We start from the raw sequence: 22,047 nt of genomic DNA, 5'->3' as shown, positions 1-22,047 counted from the left end.
ACACTTCTTCGGACGCAGGGGGACTGATCAGGCCCAGTCCGGGTTCCAGCCCTCGATGGAGGTGGCTGGGCGGCTGGCGGGACCGGAGTAGATCGCGGACGGACGGATCAGGCGGCCGGTGCGCTTCTGCTCCAGCACGTGGGCGCTCCACCCGGCGGTCCGGGCACAAGTGAACATCGACGTGAACATCGGCGGCGGCACCTCTGCGAAGTCCAGGACGATCGCCGCCCAGAACTCCACATTGGTCTCCAGCACCCGATCCGGACGCCGCTCGCGCAGCTCTGCCAGCGCGGCCTGCTCCAACGCCTGCGCCACCTCGTAACGCGGTGCCGCCAGCTCTCGCGCCGTACGGCGAAGCACTCGGGCGCGCGGGTCCTCCGCCCGGTACACGCGGTGCCCGAAGCCCATCAGGCGCTCGCCCGCGTCCAGCAGACCCTTCACGTACGCACGGGCGTCGCCACTGCGCTCCACGCCCTCGATCATCGTCAGTACCCGCGCCGGCGCCCCACCGTGCAACGGCCCGGACATCGCGCCGACCGCTCCGGACAACGCGGCAGCGACGTCCGCACCGGTCGATGCGATCACGCGTGCGGTGAACGTCGACGCGTTCATGCCGTGCTCGGCCGCGGACGTCCAGTACGCGTCCACTGCCTGCACGTGCTTGGGATCCGGCTCACCGCGCCAGCGGATCATGAACCGCTCGGTGATCGTCTTCGCCTTGTCCACCTCGCGTTGCGGCACCATCGGATGCCCGATGCCACGAGCCGCCTGGGCGACGTACGACAGGGCCATCACCGCGGCCCGGGACAGGTCGTCGCGAGCCTGTACGTCGTCGATGTCGTAGAGCGGCCGCAGACCCCAGGCGGGTGCGAGCATGGCCAGCGCGGACTGCACGTCGACGCGGATGTCACCGGTATGGACAGGCAGCGGGAACGGCTCGGCCGGCGGCAGGCCCGGGGTGAACGCACCGTCGACCAGCAGGCCCCAGACCGCTCCGAACGGCACCCGGCCGACCAGGTCCTCGATGTCCACGCCGCGATAGCGCAGCGCCGAACCTTCCTTGTCCGGCTCGGCGATCTGCGTGTCGAACGCGACCACGCCTTCCAGTCCGTGCTGCACCTCGGTCCTCGGATCTGACATGCGACTCCCTCGTCCTCGTGGCGGCGCACCCGGCCCACCAGAGACCGCGCGCACCGATAGGCGCCCAGGCAGCATAGTTCTCGCCGGTAACCTCCGGACAGATCTGTGACGAGCTCGGCACGTCGGCGCCGTGGACCGGTCGCGGGTCTACTCTCGACGCCATGGCCGCCAAGCCCAATCCCGCCCTCGGGCTCGTGCTCGGGATCATCGCCGGTTACGCCGCTGTCGTCGGTGCGTCCTACGCCGGCGCCCGGATACAGCTCACCCGCCAGGTCACGTTCGACAGCATCGTCCGGCACGGTCTGCAATGGCTCGTGCTGTTGCTCCTGATCGCCTCCGTGCTCGGCCTGCTGATGGCGGGCCGCACGATCGGCGCCGGAGTGATGGTCGGAGCCGGCGCCGTGATGGCCCTGGCCGGGCTGTTCGTCCAGGTGGCGCCGATCAACCGGGTGTCCGACCTGCTCAAGCTCTTCCAGGTCCCCGGCTCCAGCATCCCGCCGTACCTGCTGATGGACAGCTCGGTGCTGTTCATCGGAGTCGTCCTGCTCGTCGCCGGCGTCGGGCGCTGGGCCTCCGACGCCAAGGTGGCCAGACTGCTGCAGAGCGGCGGTTCCCAGTCGGGCTACCCCGTGCAGCAGCAACCGCAGCAGTGGGGTGGGTACCCAGGCCAGCAGCAACAACCGCCGTACCCGGGCCAGCAGCAACCGCAGCAGTACCCGAGTCAGCCGCCGCGATAACTTTCTCCGCGGAGCCAGCATCAGGCTCTGCATGGAAACGCTGATCGCCTACACCTTCTCTCACGACAGTGTGGTGAGGGCCGCCGCGGGCCGCGCCCGCGTCGAGGCGTACTACGGCGACCTGTGGAACCACGAGGCCAAACACCAGGGGTACGACGGCAGCACGCTCGGGCTGCACATCTGGGACCGGTTCGACGGCCACTGCTTCTGGCCGTCCTGGCACGACACCGGTGACCTCCGCGTCGCCAGCCTGCACACCCCACTCGGCTATCAACGTGTCGTCGGCGACGTCTCGCCGTACGACGCTCCTGGTCGGCTGGCTGAAGCGGTACGGCGTACTCCGGCCAGCTTCCTGGAATTGGCGCCACCGTTCACCATGGCGGTGCTGGACCCGGCCGAGGAACGGCTCGAGCTGTTCACCGATTCCATCGGCGTCGGCCGTCTCTTCCAGTTGCGGCTGTCCGACGGCTGGGTGTGGAGCAACCGCCCCGTCGCGGCCCTGCTCTTCGCTGGTGTGCCGGCTATGGCGGCTCCACGCGGTTGGAGCTTCGCTGCGGCGTGCGGCTGGTTCATGGACGACAGCACGCCGTACGACGGTGTGCTGGCTGTGCCCGGGGCGACACACATCGTTGCCGACGGCAGCCGTCGGCAACGTACGGTCAGCCGGATCGAGACGACCAGTGTGTGGTCGACGGACAGTCCGGACACGGTGGAGGAGACCGCCGAGGCACTGCAGGACGTGGCGCGGTCGGTGGGTCGACTGTGGCCCGGCAGACCTACTGTCGACCTCAGTGGTGGTCGCGACTCCAGAGTGGTGGCCGCGGCGTTCCTGGCCGCCGGTGTGGATCTCAAACTGAACAGCCACGACGCGGTGCCGGGTGAGGTCGAGGTGGCGGAGTCGCTCGTCCGGGCGTTGCCTGGCACGGTCGAGCATGTCGTCAGCCGCAAGCCCCCGGGCGGGCCGGTGCGGCCACAGCCGGTCAAGCCGCAGCCGCTCGAGCTGGTGGAGCGCGCGCGGCGCTGGCACCGGTACGCGGAAGGGCTGCGGCCCGCGAGCTACCTGTTCCACGCGCCGCCGAAGAATCTCACCGCGGTCGATCACCTCGCGATCGGCGGAGCCGGTGGTGAAGTCGCTCACGGCCACTTCTATCCGGCCGACGTACTGCAGCTCGACGAGCTCCCGCTGCAACGGAAACTGCATGCCTTCGGCAACCGCCTGCAGACCCGGCTGACGCCGACCGCGGGGCCGGCCGAACCGGCCCGGGCCGCGGTGGGCGAGCAGATCGAGCGTGTCCTGCTGACCGCGGTGCACGGCGGGATCCAGAACGCGACGATGCTCGACTACTTCTACGTCGTCGAACGGCTGCGCAGGTGGGGTACGACGGGGGAGCGGAGCGGAGTCGTGTCGCCACTGCTGATCCCGGCGTTCGTCCGGGCCGCCTTCGCGCTCGATCCGGCGCACCGCGTCGACAACGCGCTACACGGCGCGCTGGTCCGCCGCCTCGTCCCCGAGTGGGCCGACATCCCCTTCTTCAAGCCGACCGCGGCCACACCGCGCCGAGCCCCGGCCAGAGTCTGCGGCCTCGCCGAGGCAGCCGACAGTGAACTCATCGAAACGCTCCTCACCGACGTCGAGGGCTTCGACGCCCACGCGCTCAACACCTTGTGGGCCGCATCCGCAGCCGGTGCAAGCTCAGCCGCCGCCGAAGCCACCCTTCGCCAAGCTCTCTGGCGTGCCACCTTCGACGACCACCTCGCGGAGGTCAACCACCATCTTCCGGCCGGCCCGCCACCGATCGTCCGAGTCGAGACACCCGCGCCGAAACCACCCGTACGACGCCGTACCCGCAGCCCGCTGGTCCGCGCCTTGGCTCGCACCAGGCTGTGGCGGGCCTACCGCCGCAGCAGGTTCGGACGTAAGTAGGCTCAGGGTGTGGATCTTGCGGAGATGCGGCGGGCGTACGGGCTAGGGGAGCTGCTCGAGAGTCAGGTGGATGCCGATCCGGTCGTGCAGTTCCAGACCTGGCTGGCGCAGGCGACCGAGGCCGGGCTGCCTGAGCCCAACGCGATGGTGCTCGCGACCGCGGACGCCGATGGGCGCCCGTCGGCGAGGACCGTGTTGCTGAAGCGGGTCGACGCACGTGGTCTCGTGTTCTACACCAACCAGCAGTCCCGCAAGGCCGACGACCTGGCCGCGAACCCCCACTGTGCGCTGGTCTTCCCGTGGCACGCGATGGAGCGGCAGGTCCGCGTCGAAGGAACCGTCACCAAGCTCCCCACCGACCAGGTCGACGAGTACTTCGCCAGTCGTCCGCGCGGGTCGCAGCTCGGCGCGTGGGCCTCGCAGCAGAGCCAGCCGGTCGAGTCTCGCGAGGAGCTCGACCTGCAGTACACGTCGTACGAGCGACAGTGGCCGGAGGGCACGGACATCGCGACGCCGTACTTCTGGGGCGGCTATCTCGTCGAGCCGCTGGCGTTCGAGTTCTGGCAGGGCCGCACCGGCCGCCTTCACGACCGCCTGGCCTACCGGCGGACCAACCCGTCCGGCTGGGAGTTGCTCAGGCTCCAACCCTGAGGAGCTTCTGAGGTCTCGCGGAACCCGTACCGCGACCACCACTGGACCAGCGGCTTCGGCGCCCACCAGTTGACCCGCCCGAGCAGCCGCATCGTCGCCGGCACCAGCAGCGCCCGCACGATGGTCGCGTCCAGCGCGATCGCGATCACCAGCCCGACCCCGATCATCTTCACGAACACGATGCCCGACGTGGAGAACGCGGCCACCACGATGATGAGCAGCAAGGCGGCGCTGGTGATGATCCCGCCGGTCCGCTGCAGCCCCAGCGCGACCGCGTGGGTGTTGTCCCTGGTCCGGTCGTACTCCTCCCGGATCCGGCTGAGCAGGAACACCTCGTAGTCCATCGAGAGCCCGAACAGTACGGCGAACAGCAGCACCGGATTGGTCGCGTCGAGGAACCCGGCCGAGGTGAAGCCGAGCACCCCGGACAGATGCCCCTCCTGGAAGATCCACACCATCGCCCCGAACGCCGCCGACAGCGACAGCACGTTCATCACCAGCGCCTTGGCCGGGAGTACGAAGGAGCCGAAGGCAACGAACAGCAGGACGAACGTGACCAGCACGATGAACCCGGCCATGTACGGCGCGCGCTCCCTCAGCACATGGAGCAGATCGATCACCGCTGCCGTCTCACCACCGACCTCGGCCTGCGTCCCGCCCGGCGGCGCGACCGCCCGAATACTGTGCACGACAGCTCGCGCCGGCAGCTCCTGTCCGGTGTAGTGCGTGTGCACGACGACCGAGGCGACACCGTTCTGATAGCCACCGATCCGGACGTTGTCGACCTCGCCGATCTGCCGCAGCGACTCCAGGTACGGCGACAACGAAGCAGCCGGATCGGCAGGCGGCGACGAGAACCGCACCGCAACGAAGATGTCCGACCCACCGGCCCCGGCGAAGTCGCGCTGCAGCGTCTCGGTCACCGTTCGAGAGGTCGCGCCGGACGGCAGCGCTCGATGGTCGACGCCACCCAGTTGCGCCGACAGGAAGGGAATCCCGAGTACCAGCAGCACCGGGACGAGCACGACCACATACCGCACCGGCCGCCGCATCACGTTGTGCGCCAGGCGATACCACGCACCATGCTCGGTGGCAGTCCTCCGCTGCTTGAAGATCCGCAGGTTGTTCACCCGATGCCCCAGTACGGCGAGCAGCGCGGGCAGTGCGGTCAACGCCGCGATCATCGCAACCACGACCGCGGCGGCACCGCCGTACGCCATCGAGCGCAGGAACATCACCGGGAACAGCACCAGGCTGCTGATCGCGACCCCGACCGTCACGCCGGAGAACGCGACCGTCCGCCCCGCCGTCGCCATCGTCGCCGTCAGCGCCGTCTCCACATCATTGCCCTTGGCAAGTTCCTCACGGAACCGGGTGATGATGAACAGTGCGTAGTCGATCGCCAGCCCGAGCCCGATCATCGTGACGATGTTGATCGAGAAGATCGAGACGTCGGTGACTGCCGACAGCCCGCGCAGCAGCACGAACGCGCCCAGGATCGCGAGCGCGCCGACGAACAGCGGCAACGACGCGGCGACCAGACCGCCGAAGACGACCACCAGGAGCACCAGCACGATCGGCGTCGAGATCGTCTCGGCCCGCACGATGTCGTGCTCGGTCTGCGTGTTCACCTCGTCGAACACCGCGATCTCCCCGCCGACCTTGGCGTCCAGGCCCGGCGGCGCCGTCCCGACCTTTTCGGCGATCCGGTGGAACGTCGCCAGCCGGGCCTCCTGATCCGCTCCGGCCAGCGTGAGTACGGCGTACGTGCTGTGCTGGTCCTTGGACACGAACACCGGGGACTTGGTGTTCCAGTACGTCTTGGTGCCGGTCACGTCGGCGGCCGGCAACCCGGACAGGTGACTCTCGACCGACTGCCGGAAGGCGGGATCGGCCACCGTCTTCGCGCCACCGTCGTACAGCACGATCACATCGGTGCCGGTGCGGCCGATGTTCTGCTCGATCGTGGCGACCGCGTGGGCGGCCTCGGTGTCCGGCGCGTCGAAGCCGCCGTTGGCCAGCGAGCCGAACACACCGGTGCCCCACGCCAGCCCGAGGGCGACGAAGACGCCGGTCAGGGCGAGCACCAGCCGGCGGTGCCGATACGTGAAGTGGCCGAGCGTCTCGAACACGAAAATCTCCCCCAGGGCGTAGATTTGAGCGGTCGGGGCCTGAGTGAACAGCGTTAACTGTTAACGGTGTTAACTCTAGACACCTGCCCTACGGCTATGTCAAGGAGAGTTTTCGGGTGGAGTTCGGTGCGAGCCGGCGGGACCGGCAGCGGGCGGCGACGCTGGCGGACATCAAGGCGGCCGCCCGCCGGTTGCTGGTCAGCGGTGGCGCGGCCGCGGTCGGCCTGCGCGCGGTCGCCCGCGAGCTCGGCCTCACCCCGCCGGCCCTCTACCGGTACTTCCCGAGCCACGAGGCCCTCATCGGCGCGCTGATCGCCGACCTGTACGACGAACTGACGACGGCACTGGTGGAGTTGCAGAGCACCGATGAGGACATCGATCTGGGCGCCCGGCTGTATCTGCTGGCCAACGGGCTGCGGGACTGGGCACTGGCGCACCCGTCCGAGTTCGCGCTGCTGTTCGGCACCGCGATCCCGAACCCGTACGACGAGGATCACGCGGACACCCCCGGGCATCAGGCGGCGATGCGGTTCGGTGCCGTGTTCAAGGAGCTGGTGGCGCAGATCTGGTACTGGAAGCCGTTCCCGTACCCGCCCGACGAGGCGCTCGGCCCGGCGCTGGTCGCCCAGCTCACACAGGAGTCGGAGCACTTCCATGGCATGCCGCCCGGAGCGATCTACCTGTCGCTGACCTACTGGACCAGGCTGTACGGCCTGATCTGCATGGAGGTGTTCGGTCAGCTGGACTGGGTGCTGCCGGATGCCGCCGCCTACTTCGAGGCGCAGCTCTTCGAGATCGGGCAGGCCCTGGGTCTCGACTGCCCGCCACCTGAGCAGTAGGAGGGCAGTAAAAAGCCCGCGGGCGCTTCCAGAACGCGACCGGGTGGCCGAAACTCTGGGTCAGGCGGACTGACCTGACTGCCCGCGGGCCCGGTGGCTGGCGTTGAATTGGCCGACCCCGGTTCAACGCAATAAAGCGCTGTCCCACTTAACTAGTGGTTGGCGGTCAACCCGCCGCCACCTCACGAGTCCGATAGCAATTCATGCGTTGGACCACCTCCCTTCGCGTGTACTGCGAACTTACTGTCCGGCGGTCCACGGTTCAACCGGTTTTCGCCCAGGGATGAACGACAATCGGAGCCATGATCAGACTTGGCCTCCCGGTGATCGTGCTGTTGGTCGGAACCGGCTGGTTCGCGTGGGCGTCGTACCGCCGGGCCGCCCTGGCAGAGCAGGCCCTGGCCGAGGTCAACGCCGAGCATCGGGCGCTGATGCACGAGGTCAGGACGCTGGAACGGGCGGTCGCGGCTGCCGAGCAGGGCCTGCGTACGCTCAGCTCGCATCCGTCGGTGCCGCGGGACGTCGCGGTCACCGCAGACCTGACCCTCGCCGACATCCGGCGCATGGTGGAACGCAAGGAGCTGGACGAGTAATGGCAAAACTGGGGAACGCTGCTGCCGCGATCAGGCCCAAGGGCGGTGGCAGCGTGAAGGCCAAGGTGATCGGTGGCCTGATCGTCGCGGTGATCGTGATCATCGTGCTGTTCAACATCTTCAACTTCGCCAGCACCGACACGAACCGGATCGGCCTGCACTACGGCGGCGGCGTGGTCGAGGCCAAGAAGTTCAAGTCGATCATCCCGCCCGGCTCGACGAACAAGCTGATCGGCCCGGGCGACACGTTGTACACCTACCCGATCGACCAGCGCTCGTACATCATCGGCGGTGACGCCGCCGACACCGACGCGGCCGACGAGGTCACCGTGGTCAGCAAGGACAACGTCCGGCTCGGCGTCCGGGTCCAGGTCTACTTCACGCTGAACCGGGACAAGGACGTGATCAAGTCCTTCCACGAGCGGATCGGCCTGAAGACCGAGGCGTACGAGGAGCGCGGCTGGAACGACATGCTGCAGAGCTACTTCCGCCCGCAGATCGACCGGGCGCTGGCCGCGGTCGCGACGAACTACGGCTGGGCCGAGCTCTACAACAACGAGTCGAAGAAGGCCACCTTCCAGACCGCGGCGGCCCAGGAGTTCACCCGGTTGCTGCCGGCCGCCGTCGGCGGTGACTACTTCTGCGGGCCGTCGTACAACGGCAGCAACGACTGCGGCGAGCTGTCGTTCACGATCCAGAAGCCGACGCCGCTGGACAAAGGCATCATCGACGGACTGGAGGCCAAGCAGCGCGCCGAGCTGGCCAAGGCCACCCAGGAGCAGAAGAACCAGCAGGTCAACGTCGAGCTGCAGTCGGTCAAGCAGCAGGTCGCGATGCTGGGCGCGCAGGGCTACCTGCTGAAGACCGCGATCGAGTCGGGCAAGATCCAGTTCATGGTCATCCCGCAGAACGGCAACGTCAGCATCCCGGTGCCGACCACGCCAACCACACCGACCACGACCGAACAACCGCGCTGACCCATGAATGGCCTGCCGTCACATCTCGAGCTCGTGCAGGGCGTCGTGCTGCCCAGGCCGGTCGGCATGGACCCGGTGCTCGACTTCGTCAACACCCGGTCCGACTGGACCACCCGTGGCCCGGCCCGGACCGAGTGGCTGACGTCGTACGAGGCGTTCCTGATCTGGACGTCGTACGTCGGCCTGTTGCGGCCGGCGACCGTCTTCCGGCTGATCGAGCAGGCCGGCGGCAAGCCGACCGAGGCGGCGCGGCGACTGAACGAGACGCTGGAGTTCCGGGTCGACCTGTACGACGTCCTGACCGGCGAGGCGGCCGATGGGTCGTTCGAGGCGGTGGCGCGGGTGATCGAGCGGGCATCCGGGCGGCGGCGTCTGGTGCCGACCGACGAGGGTGCCGGCTGGGAGCTGCCGGAGGATCTCGCCCAGCCGCTCGACCACCTCGCGCTGCTCGCGGGTGAGCTGCTCACCGGTCCGTCCCGGGCACACGTGCGCGTGTGCCCGGGGGAGTCGTGCGGCTGGCTGTTCCTCGATCCGCGCGGACGCCGTCGCTGGTGCTCGATGGCCACCTGCGGCAACCGCGCCAAGGTCCGCGCCCACGCCGCGCGTACCCGCTAAGGTCTGCGGACATTTCGACAGGACGTGTCTGCATCTGGCAGGACGACGTACGGTCACACGACCGGCCGGCGCCTCGTCAGTGGAGGTATACGTCCTGTCGATCTGCACAGGCCACGTGGCGGGAGGAGGTTTGCCCGATCTCCCCTGGTCTTGCTCCTCTCCCGTGATCCTTCGGAGGTAGAAGGAGCAACTTGAAGGGAGATCCGGCCCTCCTGCTCAATGTGTGGGTGGTCCGCGCGGCTTTGGGTCGCGCGCCGGTCCGGGCTGTGTGGCCGCACCCTGCCCGACATCCTGCGGTCGTCGAGTCGTCGAGTCGTGGATTCGGGGGGAGGATTGGTGGTTTCTGGGACCGCGATCCACGACTCGGCGCACGCCTCTCGTCTCCCTGGGCAACGACCGGGCCGGTTAGCGGTCTGGTGGTGCCGGGGTGTCCCGGAGGTGCTGCGACGAGGTGTTCGGGTTGCGTCGGCAGGCGGGCGCGGGGGCGGGACATGCAATAGCGGCTCTTCTGCTGGATGTGTGGGCCAGGTCGGCTGGGCGTGTCAGCTCGACAGGCGGTGTCGGTCCAGGGGTGCTGGTCGGAGGAGGCATTCACGCCTGGCTCCGGCCGGCCAGGCCGGGGCCAGGGCGGACACCTCCTGTCGCCCCGGGCACACCCAGCCTCCGGGCCCGCGTCCGCAGCCCGGACCGGCCGCCGCCCACGGGCGGGCAGGTGCAGTGCTGGACGGGTTCGTCGTGGCGGCGGCCGGGACCGGTGGCGATCTGCGCGGCCTGGGACACCATCTGGTGGCCTCGGACAGGCTGTGCGGTGTCCAAGGTCCCCGGTACCTGTCCAGGGTCGCGGCAACCGCGCCGATCAACACCCCCGGCGGCGCCGGCAGGCCGGGACCCCGACATCTGCGCGTCTGGAGGCTGCCGACCGGATACCGGGAACCCGGGGGCCGCGACCGGACCACGGGCCGTCTGAGGTCACCGGTCCTGGGTCCGCCCGCCGACCACGACGCGGCAGGTGGGCCACCACCCACACATCGAGCAGAAGAGCCGGATATCCGGCTCTCCGGTCGGTTCCGTGGGTGTTGCCCGTGCCGTCGACCGGATCGCCAGGCCATCACAACGAGGCGGGGACGGAGGCCTCCCGCGGACGGATCGCGGCGTCTCGGTGATTGTGATGGCCTGGAAGTCCACCCACACCCCGCCCTGCGGCGGTGGCGGTCTCGGCGATGCCGCGCCGCTGACCGGACCTGCACCACTCACAGCACGATGCCAGACAGGCCCCGCTCGCCCGCGAACACTCGGCGGCTGACGGACGGGGTTGGTGAGTGCGCCACGTCCCGCCCAGGTCGAGACCCGCGGACAGGCCGGGCCGGGCTGGGGAGGATCTTCACACCCGATCCGGGACGAGATCCTCCCCACCCCGGCGGCAACCGAACAGGACAAGGCCGACGGCCGAGACGCGAAGGAGGCGATCGAACCACCCACGGATACGTCAGAAGAGCTGGAGATCCCCTCGCCGCGGACAGCGGTTCGGCCGCCCGAGGCGAGCGGCTACAGCCGTCGGTCCATGGATCCAGGTGCCGCTAGTTGAAGGCCGCTGGGTCGACGGTGATCCAGGTGTGCCGGGCGCGGGCGAGGACCCGGCCGTCGGCGTCGTACAGGGTGCTGGCGGTGAAGGTCTTGCGGCCGTCCTCGCCGAGGTAGCGGCCGAGCGCGACACACTCCTCGCCGGCCTGCGGCCGCGCGTCGATGCAGGCCGTCAGCTGCCCGAGGACCGACGGGCGGCCCTCCAGGTCGATCGTCCAGCCGCCCGGACAGTCCAGGGCGGACCACAGGAAGATCTCGTCGACCAGCCCGTCGTGGCGCGCCAGGTCGGCGGCCGGCTTCCAGGTGCACGCCGTACGCCCGTCGCCGACCGGCCCCGGCTTGAGTTGCAGACCGCGTGAGTTGGCCGGCCCGCATACGAAGCACGTCGGAAACGGATGATCCGTGAGCCCGCGGTACGCCGCCTCCGCCACCCGGGCCTCTTCCGGCAGGACCGGGTCGATCGTCGCGTCCGCCAGGAAGTCGCCGTCGACCGGCACGGCCTGGGCCACCAGGCTGTCCGCATCCAGCAGCCGCGCGCCGTCGGCATCCGCGGTCAGCTCGAGCTCCTTCTCCAACGGCGGCGGCATCCGCAACGTCACCTTCGGCACCACGTCCGACCCGATCTTCCCGGCCAATGCGGTCCCCACCAGACCGGCGACGTACCCGCCGTTGCCCGACCGCTCCGGTCCTTGAAACCGCCGTTCGACCCGCACCAGATTCATAGGCCCCGACCCTAGTACCAGTCACGCATGCCGACCGCACAGCGACGGACGGTGATCGCGACTGGCGGAGCCGATCTTCGGCCGAAGATGCTGACGAAGAGGAAGTGTGAGTGCCAAGAACCGTGGGAAGGAAGGAGTTTCAGAGAAATCTGAGGAATTCTCGGAGATTACCGGGCTGAGCCCTCCAGTTCAAACGACCGCTTGAACTATGCTGACTGCAGGCTACGGCGAGTGAGCAGGTGGGGTGCCTGAGCAAGCAGTGGCCGGGGGGAAGGAGAACTCTGTGGAGACACCGGTCGAGTCGACCCGGGAGAGGTTGCTCAACGTCGCCGAGCAACGATTCGGAGAAGGGGGTTACGAGGGGACATCGCTGCGCGCCATCACGGTCGCCGCGGCGGCGAACATCGCCGCGGTCAACTATCACTTCGGTTCGAAGGAAGCACTGCTGCGGGCGGCGGTCGCTCGTGCGATGGCGCCGATCAACACCGAACGGCGGCGCCGGCTCGACCAGTTGGAGGCGAGTGGGCTGCCGGCACCGGAGCAGCTGATCCGGGCGTTCATCGAGCCCGGCCTGGAACTGGTCCTGCGCCGCGGCGAGCGCGGTCCGGTGGTAGCGCGGTTCATCGGCCGGATCGCCTTCGATCCGAGCCAGCGGATTCGCGAGTTGTACGCGGCGGAGTCCGATCCCGTCGAGAAGCGGTACCTGGCGGCGCTCCAGGCCGCGCTGCCGCACGCGACGCCCGAGGCGGTCGCGTTCGGGTACGTGAACATGCTCGGTCTGCTCGCCCTGCACCAGTCGCAGGCGCTGTCGCGAGCACCTGGCGTCACGGAGACCGAGGATCCCGGCAAGCTCGCCGAGAACCTGATCACCTTCCTCGTGGCGGCCTTCGACAACGGCCTACGGTCCTGATCCGGAGGCGTCCGAAACCCGTGGCACCCTGCCCACGGATTCCGGACGCAACTGAACCACAAGGGCCAGTGGTCTGGTCGGAGTTGTCCGAAGATTGCTCATGGATGTTCGGACTGCCTGGTAACGCTGCATAATGGCGCTCCGTGGACCCCTGTGAAGTCGTGGTTGCCGTCGATCTCGGTGGAACCCGGATGAAATGCGGCCTGGTCGCCGCCGACGGTGCCGTGCTGCACCGCGAGACCAGGCCTACGCCCCGGGAGGCCGGGGGCCGCGCGGTGCTCGACGCGCTGCTGGAAACCGTCGTCGAACTCGGCCAGAAGGCGACCGCCGACGGCCATATCGTGCGCGCGATCGGCGTCGTCGTGCCCGGCGTCATCGACGCCGCGACCGGCACCGTCGGCGCCGAGAACCTGGCCTGGGTCGGGATGCCGGTGCTGGCCGAGATCATGGCCGCGGTCGGGGACGACGTACCGATCGTGCTCGCCCACGACGTCCGGGGCGGGGGGTACGCCGAACTCCGCCAGGGCGCCCTGGTCGGCACCACGAACTCGATGTTCCTCCCGCTCGGCACCGGCATCGCCGCGGCGATGGTGATCGACGGTTCCCTGGTCAGCGGCGACGGGTACGCCGGCGAGCTCGGCCACACGAGGTTCATCCACGGCGACGCCGCCGAGCTGTGCGCGTGCGGCCAGTGGGGCTGCCTCGAGACGGTCGCCTCCGCGGCCGCCCTGGCCCGCCGGTACGGCGCCCGCACCGGACGGACCGTCGACGGCGCCCGGGAGGTGCTGGAACTGCTCGCGGCCGGCGACCCGGACGCCGCGCAGGTCTGGGACGACGCGCTGCGGGTGCTGGTCGACGCCCTCGTCCTCTACACGACCCTGGTCGCGCCCACACGGATCGCGATCGGTGGTGGACTGGTCGGTGCGGGCGAGACGCTGCTGCAGCCCCTGCGCGACGGAATCCACGCGCGGCTGACGTTCCAGCGCGAGCCGGAGATCGTCGCCGCCGTACTGGGCGAGGAGGCAGGCTTCATCGGCGCTGCCCGGATGGCCTGGGACCGCGTCGAGGCGGACGAGAAAGGGAAGACCGAATGACGACCTATCGCGTGGGCCGGCTGGTTACGCCGGACGACGTTCTCGAGAACGCCTGGATCCAGGTGGTCGACGAGGACATCCGCGCGTTCGGCCGCCGCGCGGACGGGATGCCTGCCGACGGCAAGCGGCCCGAGGACCTCGGTGACGTGACGGTGGTGCCGGGGTTCGTCGACATCCACACCCACGGTGGCGGCGGGTCGACGTACTCGACCACCGATCCGGAGGAGGCGCGCAAGGTCGCGGCCTTCCACGCCAAGCACGGTACGACGACCACCCTCGCCAGCCTGGTGACGTCGCCGCTCGACGACCTGGTCTCGCAGACGGCCTGTCTGGCGGAGCTGATCGAGGACGGTGTGATCGCCGGCGTCCACCTGGAAGGTCCGTTCCTGTCCGAGGCCCGATGCGGCGCGCACGAGCCCACGTTGTTGCGGCCGCCGCTGAAGGACGACGTCGCGAAGGTGCTCAGCGACGCGGTCAAGATGGTGACGATCGCGCCGGAGTTGGAGAACGGCCTGGAAGCGATCCGTCAGGTGGTCGACGCGGGCGCTATAGCGGCGCTCGGGCATACCGACGCGACCTACGAGCAGATGATCGCCGGCGCCGACGCCGGTGCCAGGGTGGCGACGCACCTGTTCAACGGGATGCGGCCGTTCCACCACCGCGACCCCGGTCCGGTCGGCGCGGCGCTCAACGACGAGCGGTTGCTGCTCGAGGTGATCAACGACGGCCTGCACGTGAATCCGCAGGTGGTCCGGGTCGCCCTCGCGGCCGCTGGGGTGAACCGGATCGCGCTGATCACCGACGCGATGGAGGCGACCGGGATGCCGGACGGCCGGTACAAGCTCGGGGGTCTCGAAGTCGACGTCAAGGAGGGCCTGGTGACACTGGCCCACGGCAAGCACTCGATTGCCGGCAGCACCCTGACGATGGACGTCGCCTACGCCAACGCGGTGCGGGCCGGGGTTTGGCTCGTGGACGCGTCCCGGATGGCCTCGACGACCCCGGCGCAGACGTTCGGCTGGTACGACGTCGGCTCGATCGAGGTCGGGAAGCGGGCGGACCTGGTGCTGCTGGACGACGCGTACGCCGTTCAGAAGGTGATGCGGGCCGGCTCGTGGCTGGACTGATCGGGACCGTCACCCTCAACCTCGCGCTGGACGTCACCTACGAGGTCGACTCGCTCGTGGTCGGCGGAAGTCATCGCGTCGCCGCGATCCGCCGGCGGGCCGGTGGCAAGGGTGTGAACGTCGCGCGGGTGGCGGCGACGCTCGGCCATCAGGTGCTCGTGCTCGGGCTCGTCGGTGGGATCACCGGGGAACTGGTGGCCGAGGAACTGTTCGACGCCGGACTCACCGCCCTGCTGACCCCGATCGCCGGCGAGACCCGCCGTACCGTTGCCATCGTCAACGGCGCCGACGGGGACGCGACGATCTTCAACGAAGCCGGTCCGTCGGTGAGTGGGGACGAGTGGCGCGCGTTCGGCGACCGGATGCCGTGGGGACGGCTGGGTGTGCTGGCCTGCTCGGGAAGTCTCCCGCCCGGGTTGCCGGCCGACGCGTACGCCGAACTCGCGGTCCGCGCGCGGCATCACGACGTACTGACCGTGATCGACGCGGGCGGTGCGGCGCTGACCGCGGCCGCGAAGGCCGGTGCGGTGGTGCGATCGAACGCGGCCGAGCTGCGGGAAGCACTCGGGGACACGACGGTCGAGGACGGCGCCCGGCAACTGGTCGGGCTGGGCGCGACCGCGGCCGTGATCACCGACGGCGCGCGCGGGATGGTTGCTGCGAGCAACAAGGGTGTCTGGCGGGCGTTGCCGGTGGAGCAGGTCAGCGGGAACCCGACCGGCGCGGGCGACGCGTGTACGGCGGTGGTCGCGGCAGCCGTCGCGGAATCGCCGGAGCCGGACTGGTCCGTCGTACTCAAGTCGGCCGTCGCCGCATCCGCCGCCGCGGTGCTGACCCCCGTTGCCGGGGACATCGATCTCGCCGCGTACCGCCGCTGGCAACCCCAGGTCACCGTCAACTCGTCGCCCACCGCACCTCCATCACCTTCGCCTTCCGGGGCACCTCCGGTCACGTCTTAGCTAGGGAGAAGTTCAATGCCATTGGTATCCGGGGCCGAGGTCGTGCTCGCTGCCGCCAAGGCCGGTCGCGGGGTCGGTGCGTTCAACGTGATCCAGCTCGAGCACGCGACCGCGCTGATCGCGGGTGCTGAGCAGGCCGGCGCGCCGGTCATCTTGCAGATCAGTGAGAACGCGGTGAAGTACCACGGCGCGCTCAAGCCGATCGGAGTCGCGACGCTGGCCGCCGCGGCCGCCGCCTCCGTGCCGGTGGTCGTGCACCTCGACCACGCGATGGACCGCGACCTGGTCACCGAGGCGGTCGCCCTGGGCTTCACCTCGGTGATGTACGACGCCTCGAAACTCGAGTACGCCGACAACGTCGCGACAACGACCGAGGTCACGGCGTACTGCCACGACCACGGCGTCTTCGTCGAGGCCGAGATCGGCGAGGTCGGGGGCAAGGACGGTGTGCACGCGCCCGGCGCCCGCACACGCCCCGACGAGGCCGTCGCCTTCGCCGAGGCCACTGGCGTCGACGCACTTGCGGTCGCGGTGGGCTCCTCGCACGCGATGACCGAACGTACGGCGCAACTCGACTTCGACCTCATCGCGGACCTCAAGGCCGCCGTCGCGGTCCCGCTGGTCCTGCACGGCTCCTCGGGTGTAGCGGATGCCGACCTGACCCGGGCGGTCGAGTCCGGCATGACCAAGGTCAACATCGCCACCCACCTCAACAACGTCTTCACCGCCTCGGTCCGCCAGACCCTGGCCGCCAACCCGAAGCTGGTCGACACTCGCAAGTACCTGGGCCCGGCCCGCGACGCCGTGGCCGCCGAGGTCGCTCGGCTGCTCGGAGTCCTCAGGGCGGTCTGAGCACTACCCCAACGATGCGCTGCCCCGCACCCAGTGGGCGCGCAGGTTGTCACGGGCGAGCCGCACCTGCTCGCGGGCTTCCGGGTCCGGTACTTCGAAATCCTCCATCAACCGGGTGAGCGCCAGCTCCATCGCCGCCACCAGCGCGTCCTCCTCGGTGAGCTCGGACTCGGCGACCCCGCGCAGCCCGGCGGCGAGTGCGGTCAGGCCGGCCTGCTCCTGGGCCGTGAACCGCAGCCGGATCTCGATCGTCGTGTCCACTCGTCCTCCTCGCGGCTTGATAGGGTCATGGTGCAATGCAACGACCATGTTGCACAAGAGTGCGGGGTGAGGCCGATGACGATCGCGGTGGACGAGACGCTGCGCGCGGCGACCATCGCCGTACTCGGCGAGCACGGCTGGTCCGGCGTCACGCTGGAGCGGGTGGCAGAGAAGGTCGGCCGCTCCCGCGTCACCCTGTGGCGGCAGGGGCTGACCGTCGAGTTGCTGCTGAACGCGCTGCTCGACGCGCTGGCCGAGGACTACCGGGACAGCATGTGGCCGGTGCTGGCCGGGTCCGGCTCGGGCCGCGAGGGCCTGGTGAAGGCGGTGGAAGCCTTGTTCGAGGTGATCGATCGGCATCTGCCCCTGATGCTCTCGTCCGACCTGGTCTTCCACCAGGAGCAGGCGCGCAACGGCCCGGTGTCGTTCCTCGATCCGTTCGAGCGGTTCCTGCGCGAGGGTGAGGCGGACGGCACGCTGCATCCGCACGGCCGGGTCAGCGACGTCGCCGAGGTGCTGATGGTGTCCGCCGCCTTGACCTACGTGCACATGCGCGGCCGGCACCACTGGTCCCGGACCCGGTCCCGCCGGCTCACCCTCGACCTGGTGCTCCGTGGCGTGCTGAGCTTCTGAAGCATATCAATTGCATTTGATGCAACGACCGTGTTTCACTGGCGGCATCGACAAGTTTTGGAGGACCGCCATGACTCTTCCCTACGCCGAACCGCTGACCCGGCTCGAGCCGCAGCCCCGCGTGATCCCCGAGCCGCCCCGGGTCGGTGAGCCCAGTGGCGACCCGTGCGGACTGTGCAAGTGGCTGGCGAACTACGACGAGTCCGAGCACGAGTCGCCGCTCTGGGCCGACGAGAACTGGGCTTTGTGCCGGGCCACCGGCGTCACGATTCCCGGGGTGGTCTGGCTGGCCAGCCGGGGCCATCACGACTCCTTCGCCGACCTGCCCGACCCGGTCGCCGCGAGCTACGGTCCGGTCGTCGCCCGGATCGAGCGGGCGATCCTGGCGCTGGGCGACATCGCGCGGGTGCATGTCTATCGTTGGGGCGACGGCTTGGCCCACTTCCACGTGTGGTTCTACCCCCGCCCGCTGGGCATGCTCGAGGCCAAGCGGGAGATGCTGCCGCTATGGGCCGACCTGCTGCCCGAAGCACCCAAGGAGGTCCTGGCCGATGCCGAGCGAAAGATCGCCGCGGCGCTGGCGGCGGACGCCTGAGGTGAGCTCGACCGACCCCCGCGGCCCGCGCCCCGAGCCACGGCCGGCCTCCGGCGCTCAGCCCGGTTTGATACGGCGGCTTGGGGTGACCGATGCCGTGGTGATCGGGCTTGGCTCGATGGTTGGCGCCGGAGTGTTCGCGGTCTGGACGCCGGCCGCTCAGGCCGCCGGCTCCGGACTGCTGATCGGGCTGGCGCTCGCGGCGGTCGTTGCCTACTGCAACGCCGCGTCCTCGGCGCAGCTCGCCGCGGTCTACCCCGTCTCGGGTGGGACGTACGTGTACGGGCGCGAGCGGTTGGGGGAGTGGTGGGGGTTCGCCGCCGGCTGGTGTTTCGTGGCCGGGAAGACGGCGTCGTGTGCCGCGATGGCGCTGACGTTCGCCACCTACGTCGTACCGGGCACCGAATGGCTGCAACGACTTCTCGCGCTCGCGGCGGTGATCGCCCTCGCCGCGGTCAACTACCGCGGCGTGACCAGGACCGCCCGGCTGACCAGGATCCTCGTCGCCTGCACTCTGACAGTGCTTGCCCTGGTGCTGATCGTCCTCTCCACCGGCGAGCCGCACCGTGACCTGCCGTCGCTCGCCGGCGCCTCGCCGTACGGCGTTCTGCAGGCAGCCGGACTGTTGTTCTTCGCATTCGCCGGGTACGCGCGGATCGCGACGATGGGTGAGGAGGTCCGGGACCCGGCGCGGACCATCCCGCGCGCGATCAGTATCGCCGTACTAGTTGCTATCGGCATCTACCTGGCGGTGGGGGTCGCGCTGTTGCGAGTCCTCGACCCGGCGTCGACCGCAGCGCCCCTCGCCGCCGCGGTCGACACCGTCGGCGCGGCCTGGGCGTCCCCGATCGTCCGGGTCGGCGCGGCCGTCGCCAGCCTCGGCGCACTGCTCGCGCTGATCGCCGGCATCGGCCGCACCGCCCTCGCGATGGCCCGCAACCACGATCTGCCCGGCTGGCTGGCCGCCGTACACCCGCGCTTCCAGGTCCCGCACCACGCCGAGATCGCGCTCGCCGTGGTCGTCGGCGTCCTGGTGCTGACCACCGATCTGCGGGGCGTGATCGGCTTCTCGTCCTTCGGTGTCCTGCTGTACTACGCGATCGCCAATGCCTCCGCCTTCACCCAACCGGCCGATCAACGTCGCTGGCCCCGCGCCCTCAACGTGATCGGCCTGGTCGGTTGCGTCGTCCTCGCGGTCACCCTCCCCTGGACCTCCGCGGTGGCGGCCGCCGCACTCCTCGCGCTCGCCCTGCTCGTCCGAGCCGTCAGGACAGGTCGCGCCGGATCCGCCAGAAGCTGAACCCGATCAGCGCGAACGCGGCCAGCAGAAACAACCCGAACTCCCGCCACTGCAGGGCCCAGAACCGGTCCGCGGTGAAGTACTTGATGTGCTGCCGGTACCCCTCGTCGGCCAGCCGCTGGTAGCAGGCGGCGGCCTTGTCCGACACGCTGCCCTGGCTCGACACGGTCGCGCCGTCCGCCGCGGGAGGCCTCGGCGCACAGTCGATCACCCAGCTCGGCAGGGAGCTCACGGTCTTGCCGGCCTTGTCCACGGTCTTGTCGGACAGCTTCCACGCGCCGACTGCTCCGGACGCGACCTCCATCTGAATCACCCGTGGATTCGGACCGTCGCCGCTGAGCCCGAAGCCACGGATGTTGTCGGCGGTCGCGACGATGTACTTCTCCGTCGGCGCGAGCAGGTGTGGCCGGATCAGCGTCGGAGTGACGACCTGCACCAGGATCACGGCCGCCAGAGTGATCGCGAGCGAGACCACGGTACGGCGAACCACCAGACCCACCGCGACCCCGAGAGCGAACGCGAAGGCGGCGTACCCGACCGGGACCAGCCCACGCGCGGAGAAGATCGGCGGGAACATCCGGGGCAGGTAGGTGTTCGAGTCCTGCCCGGCGTTGATCGCGTCGTCGATCGGATCGGCCCACCAGGTCACGGCCAGGCTCAGCAGACCGGTGATCGCGATCGCGGTCAGGCCGGTGAACGCCACCTTGGTGGCGAGCCAGCGACGCCGGCCGATGCTCTGGCTCCACACCAGCCGGTGGGTGCCGGTTTCCAGCTCGCGCGAGATCAGCGGTGCGCCCCAGAACGCCCCGATCACCGGTGGTGCGGCGTACAGCAACACCTGACCGACGATGTACAGCAGGGGGTTGAGGCGCTGGAACCCGAGGTTCTGGATGAATTGGGTCGTCAGCCGCCGGTAGTCGTCGGCGAGCCCGGGTCCGGTGAAGGCGAGGATGATCGCGGCCGCGACGATCACCGACGCGACCACCAGGAACTGCACGCGGAACTGCCGCCAGGTCAGCCAGATCATCGCTGCACCTCCAGGACCGGACGCTCGGGCTGGACGTCGCGGCCCATGTAGGCCAGCACCAGATCCTCGAGCGTGAGTTGGGTGACGTTCCAGGCCGGATCGAGGATCGGCTGGTCGGTCCGGATCAGATACGTCGACTGCCGGTCGGTGTGGCTTTCGGTCACCACGTGCTGGTCCCGCGGCAGGTCCTTCGCGTCGCGTCGCGGTCCGGTCAACCGGCGGTGCGTCGCCAGCAACGTGTCGATCTCGCCGCTCACCTGCACGCGCGAGTCGACCAGCACGATCAGGTAGTCGCACGAGCGCTCGACGTCGGAGACGAGATGCGACGAGAGAACGACACTCAGCTCCTGCTCGGCGACCGCCTCCATCAGATCCTGCAGGAACTCCCGCCGTGCCAGAGGATCGAGCGCCGCGACTGGTTCGTCGAGGATCAGCAGGTCCGGGCGCTTGGCCAGGCCGAGCGTGAGCGCGAGCTGGGCCCGCTGGCCGCCGGACAGCTTGCCGGCGCGCTGCTTCGGATCGAGCTTGAGGTGCTGAATCCGTTGCTGGGCAAGGGAATCGTCCCATGCGCGGTTGAGCCTGGAGCCGAGTTTCAGGTGCTCGGCGACACTCAACCGGCTGTACGTCGGCGTGTCCTGCGCGACGTACCCGACCTTGGCCTGCTGCGTCCCGGCCGGCGCACCAAGCACCTCGACCGAACCGGTGGTGGGGTTCAACATCCCGACCGCCATGTTGAGCAGGGTGCTCTTACCGGCACCGTTCGGCCCGACCAGCCCGACAACATGCCCGGCCGGCACTTCCAGATCACAATCGGTCAGCGCCCAGCGCCGCCCGTATCTCTTGCCCAATCCCTGGGCTTGCAGAACCGCGGTCATGCTATCTCCTCCACAGAGGCGGACCGAAACGTTGTCAGGAACAGCGCCTCGATGCTCTCGTCGTCGAGGCCCGCCTTGCGTGCCTTGGTCAGCCAGCGGCGGAGGTCCTGCCGCAGCGGGCCGTGGGCGGCCAGCGTGTTGTCGGTCAGGGTCCGGGTGACGAACGTGCCCCGCCCGGGCCGGGCCTGGACCAGGCCTTCGTGCTCCAGCTCGCGGTAGGCCTTGAGCACGGTGTTCGGGTTGATCGCCAGCGCCGCGACGACGTCCTTCACGGTCGGCAGCTGGTCCCCCTCCCGCAGCAGGCCGAGCCGCAGCGCGTTCCGGACCTGCTGAACGATCTGCTGGTACGGCGACACCCCCGACCGCCCGTCCAGATGGAACTCGATCATCTCCAACCCCATTCATCTAGTTACCTAGCACTATAGATGTACTGGGTGACCGGTGGTCAAGGGAGGAGGACGTGCAGCACTCACAGTGCCGGGAGCGTGAGTAGCGAGGTCGGC

General features: G+C 69.4%; 22 protein-coding genes. 15 read left to right on the top strand and 7 right to left on the bottom strand.

Annotated features, from left to right (window positions below; all coding sequences use genetic code 11):
* Window positions 1-27 precede the first annotated feature (27 nt).
* Window positions 28-1,140 (bottom strand): citrate synthase 2, encoded by a 1,113-nt coding sequence (locus OG555_RS06455; protein ID WP_329481866.1) that lies wholly within the window; start codon window positions 1,138-1,140, stop codon window positions 28-30.
* A 161-nt stretch (window positions 1,141-1,301) separates the two neighbouring features.
* Here OG555_RS06455 and OG555_RS06450 point away from each other — a divergent pair, with 161 nt between their 5' ends.
* From OG555_RS06450 to pdxH, 3 genes are read left to right on the top strand one after another with little or no spacing between them, the layout of a single operon-like run.
* The gene (locus OG555_RS06450) at window positions 1,302-1,877 is read left to right on the top strand and encodes a hypothetical protein (RefSeq protein WP_329481864.1); all 576 of its coding nucleotides are present in this window, start codon (window positions 1,302-1,304) and stop codon (window positions 1,875-1,877) included.
* A 31-nt stretch (window positions 1,878-1,908) separates the two neighbouring features.
* Complete coding sequence (locus OG555_RS06445) at window positions 1,909-3,801, top strand: hypothetical protein (protein WP_329481862.1); 1,893 nt, start codon at window positions 1,909-1,911, stop codon at window positions 3,799-3,801.
* A 9-nt stretch (window positions 3,802-3,810) separates the two neighbouring features.
* Window positions 3,811-4,452, top strand: coding sequence for a pyridoxamine 5'-phosphate oxidase (pdxH, locus tag OG555_RS06440; RefSeq protein ID WP_329481860.1), 642 nt, complete (start codon window positions 3,811-3,813; stop codon window positions 4,450-4,452).
* Here the strand turns inward: pdxH and OG555_RS06435 are convergent.
* Entirely contained in the window at window positions 4,401-6,584 is a 2,184-nt protein-coding gene (locus tag OG555_RS06435) for an MMPL family transporter (protein ID WP_329481858.1), read from the bottom strand. The genes pdxH and OG555_RS06435 overlap by 52 nt on opposite strands.
* A 116-nt stretch (window positions 6,585-6,700) precedes the next feature.
* Between OG555_RS06435 and OG555_RS06430 the strand changes: the two genes are divergently transcribed.
* The 4 genes from OG555_RS06430 (at window position 6,701) to OG555_RS06415 (ending at window position 9,608) form a co-directional block, all read left to right on the top strand.
* Entirely contained in the window at window positions 6,701-7,423 is a 723-nt protein-coding gene (locus tag OG555_RS06430) for a TetR/AcrR family transcriptional regulator (protein ID WP_329481856.1), read from the top strand.
* A 302-nt stretch (window positions 7,424-7,725) separates the two neighbouring features.
* Window positions 7,726-8,016 (top strand): hypothetical protein, encoded by a 291-nt coding sequence (locus OG555_RS06425; RefSeq protein ID WP_329481854.1) that lies wholly within the window; start codon window positions 7,726-7,728, stop codon window positions 8,014-8,016.
* Window positions 8,016-8,993 carry an SPFH domain-containing protein gene (locus tag OG555_RS06420; protein WP_329481852.1) on the top strand — a complete coding sequence of 326 codons (978 nt, stop codon included), beginning with the start codon at window positions 8,016-8,018 and terminating at the stop codon, window positions 8,991-8,993. The genes OG555_RS06425 and OG555_RS06420 overlap by 1 nt, the downstream gene beginning before the upstream one ends.
* Before the next feature lie 3 nt (window positions 8,994-8,996).
* A complete protein-coding gene (locus OG555_RS06415) occupies window positions 8,997-9,608 on the top strand; it encodes a CGNR zinc finger domain-containing protein (protein WP_329481850.1) in 612 nt (203 codons plus the stop codon).
* A gap of 1,577 nt (window positions 9,609-11,185) precedes the next feature.
* Here the strand turns inward: OG555_RS06415 and OG555_RS06410 are convergent.
* Window positions 11,186-11,911: a PaaI family thioesterase gene (locus OG555_RS06410; protein WP_329481848.1), complete on the bottom strand. Its 726-nt coding sequence runs from the start codon at window positions 11,909-11,911 to the stop codon at window positions 11,186-11,188.
* Between the two features lie 283 nt (window positions 11,912-12,194).
* Here OG555_RS06410 and OG555_RS06405 point away from each other — a divergent pair, with 283 nt between their 5' ends.
* The 5 genes from OG555_RS06405 (at window position 12,195) to OG555_RS06385 (ending at window position 16,853) form a co-directional block, all read left to right on the top strand.
* On the top strand, window positions 12,195-12,821 hold the full coding sequence (locus OG555_RS06405; RefSeq protein ID WP_329481847.1) for a TetR/AcrR family transcriptional regulator: 627 nt from the start codon (window positions 12,195-12,197) through the stop codon (window positions 12,819-12,821).
* Window positions 12,822-12,964: 143 nt separating this feature from the next.
* The gene (locus tag OG555_RS06400; protein ID WP_329481845.1) at window positions 12,965-13,915 is read left to right on the top strand and encodes an ROK family protein; all 951 of its coding nucleotides are present in this window, start codon (window positions 12,965-12,967) and stop codon (window positions 13,913-13,915) included.
* The gene (gene nagA / locus OG555_RS06395) at window positions 13,912-15,042 is read left to right on the top strand and encodes an N-acetylglucosamine-6-phosphate deacetylase (protein WP_329481844.1); all 1,131 of its coding nucleotides are present in this window, start codon (window positions 13,912-13,914) and stop codon (window positions 15,040-15,042) included. Before OG555_RS06400 ends, nagA begins: the two co-directional genes overlap by 4 nt.
* The gene (locus tag OG555_RS06390; RefSeq protein ID WP_329481842.1) at window positions 15,030-16,001 is read left to right on the top strand and encodes a 1-phosphofructokinase family hexose kinase; all 972 of its coding nucleotides are present in this window, start codon (window positions 15,030-15,032) and stop codon (window positions 15,999-16,001) included. The genes nagA and OG555_RS06390 overlap by 13 nt, the downstream gene beginning before the upstream one ends.
* Before the next feature lie 15 nt (window positions 16,002-16,016).
* Window positions 16,017-16,853 (top strand): class II fructose-bisphosphate aldolase, encoded by an 837-nt coding sequence (locus tag OG555_RS06385; protein ID WP_329481840.1) that lies wholly within the window; start codon window positions 16,017-16,019, stop codon window positions 16,851-16,853.
* Window positions 16,854-16,856: 3 nt separating this feature from the next.
* Here OG555_RS06385 and OG555_RS06380 read toward each other — a convergent pair whose 3' ends face one another.
* Complete coding sequence (locus OG555_RS06380; RefSeq protein ID WP_329481838.1) at window positions 16,857-17,114, bottom strand: hypothetical protein; 258 nt, start codon at window positions 17,112-17,114, stop codon at window positions 16,857-16,859.
* A 75-nt stretch (window positions 17,115-17,189) separates the two neighbouring features.
* Between OG555_RS06380 and OG555_RS06375 the strand changes: the two genes are divergently transcribed.
* The 3 genes from OG555_RS06375 (at window position 17,190) to OG555_RS06365 (ending at window position 19,642) form a co-directional block, all read left to right on the top strand.
* On the top strand, window positions 17,190-17,747 hold the full coding sequence (locus tag OG555_RS06375) for a TetR/AcrR family transcriptional regulator (protein ID WP_329481836.1): 558 nt from the start codon (window positions 17,190-17,192) through the stop codon (window positions 17,745-17,747).
* Window positions 17,748-17,817: 70 nt separating this feature from the next.
* On the top strand, window positions 17,818-18,342 hold the full coding sequence (locus OG555_RS06370) for a hypothetical protein (RefSeq protein ID WP_329481834.1): 525 nt from the start codon (window positions 17,818-17,820) through the stop codon (window positions 18,340-18,342).
* Window positions 18,343-18,427: 85 nt separating this feature from the next.
* Entirely contained in the window at window positions 18,428-19,642 is a 1,215-nt protein-coding gene (locus tag OG555_RS06365) for an APC family permease (protein WP_329481832.1), read from the top strand.
* Here the strand turns inward: OG555_RS06365 and OG555_RS06360 are convergent.
* From OG555_RS06360 to OG555_RS06350, 3 genes are read right to left on the bottom strand one after another with little or no spacing between them, the layout of a single operon-like run.
* A complete protein-coding gene (locus OG555_RS06360) occupies window positions 19,608-20,669 on the bottom strand; it encodes an ABC transporter permease (protein ID WP_329481829.1) in 1,062 nt (353 codons plus the stop codon). The two genes, OG555_RS06365 and OG555_RS06360, sit on opposite strands and share 35 nt — an antisense overlap.
* Window positions 20,666-21,544 carry an ABC transporter ATP-binding protein gene (locus OG555_RS06355; protein WP_329481827.1) on the bottom strand — a complete coding sequence of 293 codons (879 nt, stop codon included), beginning with the start codon at window positions 21,542-21,544 and terminating at the stop codon, window positions 20,666-20,668. Before OG555_RS06355 ends, OG555_RS06360 begins: the two co-directional genes overlap by 4 nt.
* Window positions 21,541-21,933, bottom strand: coding sequence for a GntR family transcriptional regulator (locus OG555_RS06350; RefSeq protein WP_329481825.1), 393 nt, complete (start codon window positions 21,931-21,933; stop codon window positions 21,541-21,543). Before OG555_RS06350 ends, OG555_RS06355 begins: the two co-directional genes overlap by 4 nt.
* Window positions 21,934-22,047: the final 114 nt, after the last annotated feature.

It is taken from the genome of Kribbella sp. NBC_01484 (assembly GCF_036227145.1).
Classification (GTDB): domain Bacteria; phylum Actinomycetota; class Actinomycetes; order Propionibacteriales; family Kribbellaceae; genus Kribbella.
The sequence above is the reverse complement of the archived record's forward strand: the minus strand, read 5'-3'. Positions and strand labels throughout refer to the sequence as shown.

Bases quoted from the DNA above. Each gene is read 5' to 3' on its own strand.
- OG555_RS06455 (WP_329481866.1), bottom strand. From the start codon at position 1,140: ATGTCAGATCCGAGGACCGAGGTGCAGCACGGACTGGAAGGCGTGGTC.
- OG555_RS06450 (WP_329481864.1), top strand. From the start codon at position 1,302: ATGGCCGCCAAGCCCAATCCCGCCCTCGGGCTCGTGCTCGGGATCATC.
- OG555_RS06445 (WP_329481862.1), top strand. From the start codon at position 1,909: ATGGAAACGCTGATCGCCTACACCTTCTCTCACGACAGTGTGGTGAGG.
- OG555_RS06425 (WP_329481854.1), top strand. From the start codon at position 7,726: ATGATCAGACTTGGCCTCCCGGTGATCGTGCTGTTGGTCGGAACCGGC.
- OG555_RS06420 (WP_329481852.1), top strand. From the start codon at position 8,016: ATGGCAAAACTGGGGAACGCTGCTGCCGCGATCAGGCCCAAGGGCGGT.
- OG555_RS06415 (WP_329481850.1), top strand. From the start codon at position 8,997: ATGAATGGCCTGCCGTCACATCTCGAGCTCGTGCAGGGCGTCGTGCTG.
- OG555_RS06410 (WP_329481848.1), bottom strand. From the start codon at position 11,911: ATGAATCTGGTGCGGGTCGAACGGCGGTTTCAAGGACCGGAGCGGTCG.
- nagA (WP_329481844.1), top strand. From the start codon at position 13,912: ATGACGACCTATCGCGTGGGCCGGCTGGTTACGCCGGACGACGTTCTC.
- OG555_RS06385 (WP_329481840.1), top strand. From the start codon at position 16,017: ATGCCATTGGTATCCGGGGCCGAGGTCGTGCTCGCTGCCGCCAAGGCC.
- OG555_RS06375 (WP_329481836.1), top strand. From the start codon at position 17,190: ATGACGATCGCGGTGGACGAGACGCTGCGCGCGGCGACCATCGCCGTA.
- OG555_RS06370 (WP_329481834.1), top strand. From the start codon at position 17,818: ATGACTCTTCCCTACGCCGAACCGCTGACCCGGCTCGAGCCGCAGCCC.
- OG555_RS06360 (WP_329481829.1), bottom strand. From the start codon at position 20,669: ATGATCTGGCTGACCTGGCGGCAGTTCCGCGTGCAGTTCCTGGTGGTC.
- OG555_RS06355 (WP_329481827.1), bottom strand. From the start codon at position 21,544: ATGACCGCGGTTCTGCAAGCCCAGGGATTGGGCAAGAGATACGGGCGG.
- OG555_RS06350 (WP_329481825.1), bottom strand. From the start codon at position 21,933: ATGATCGAGTTCCATCTGGACGGGCGGTCGGGGGTGTCGCCGTACCAG.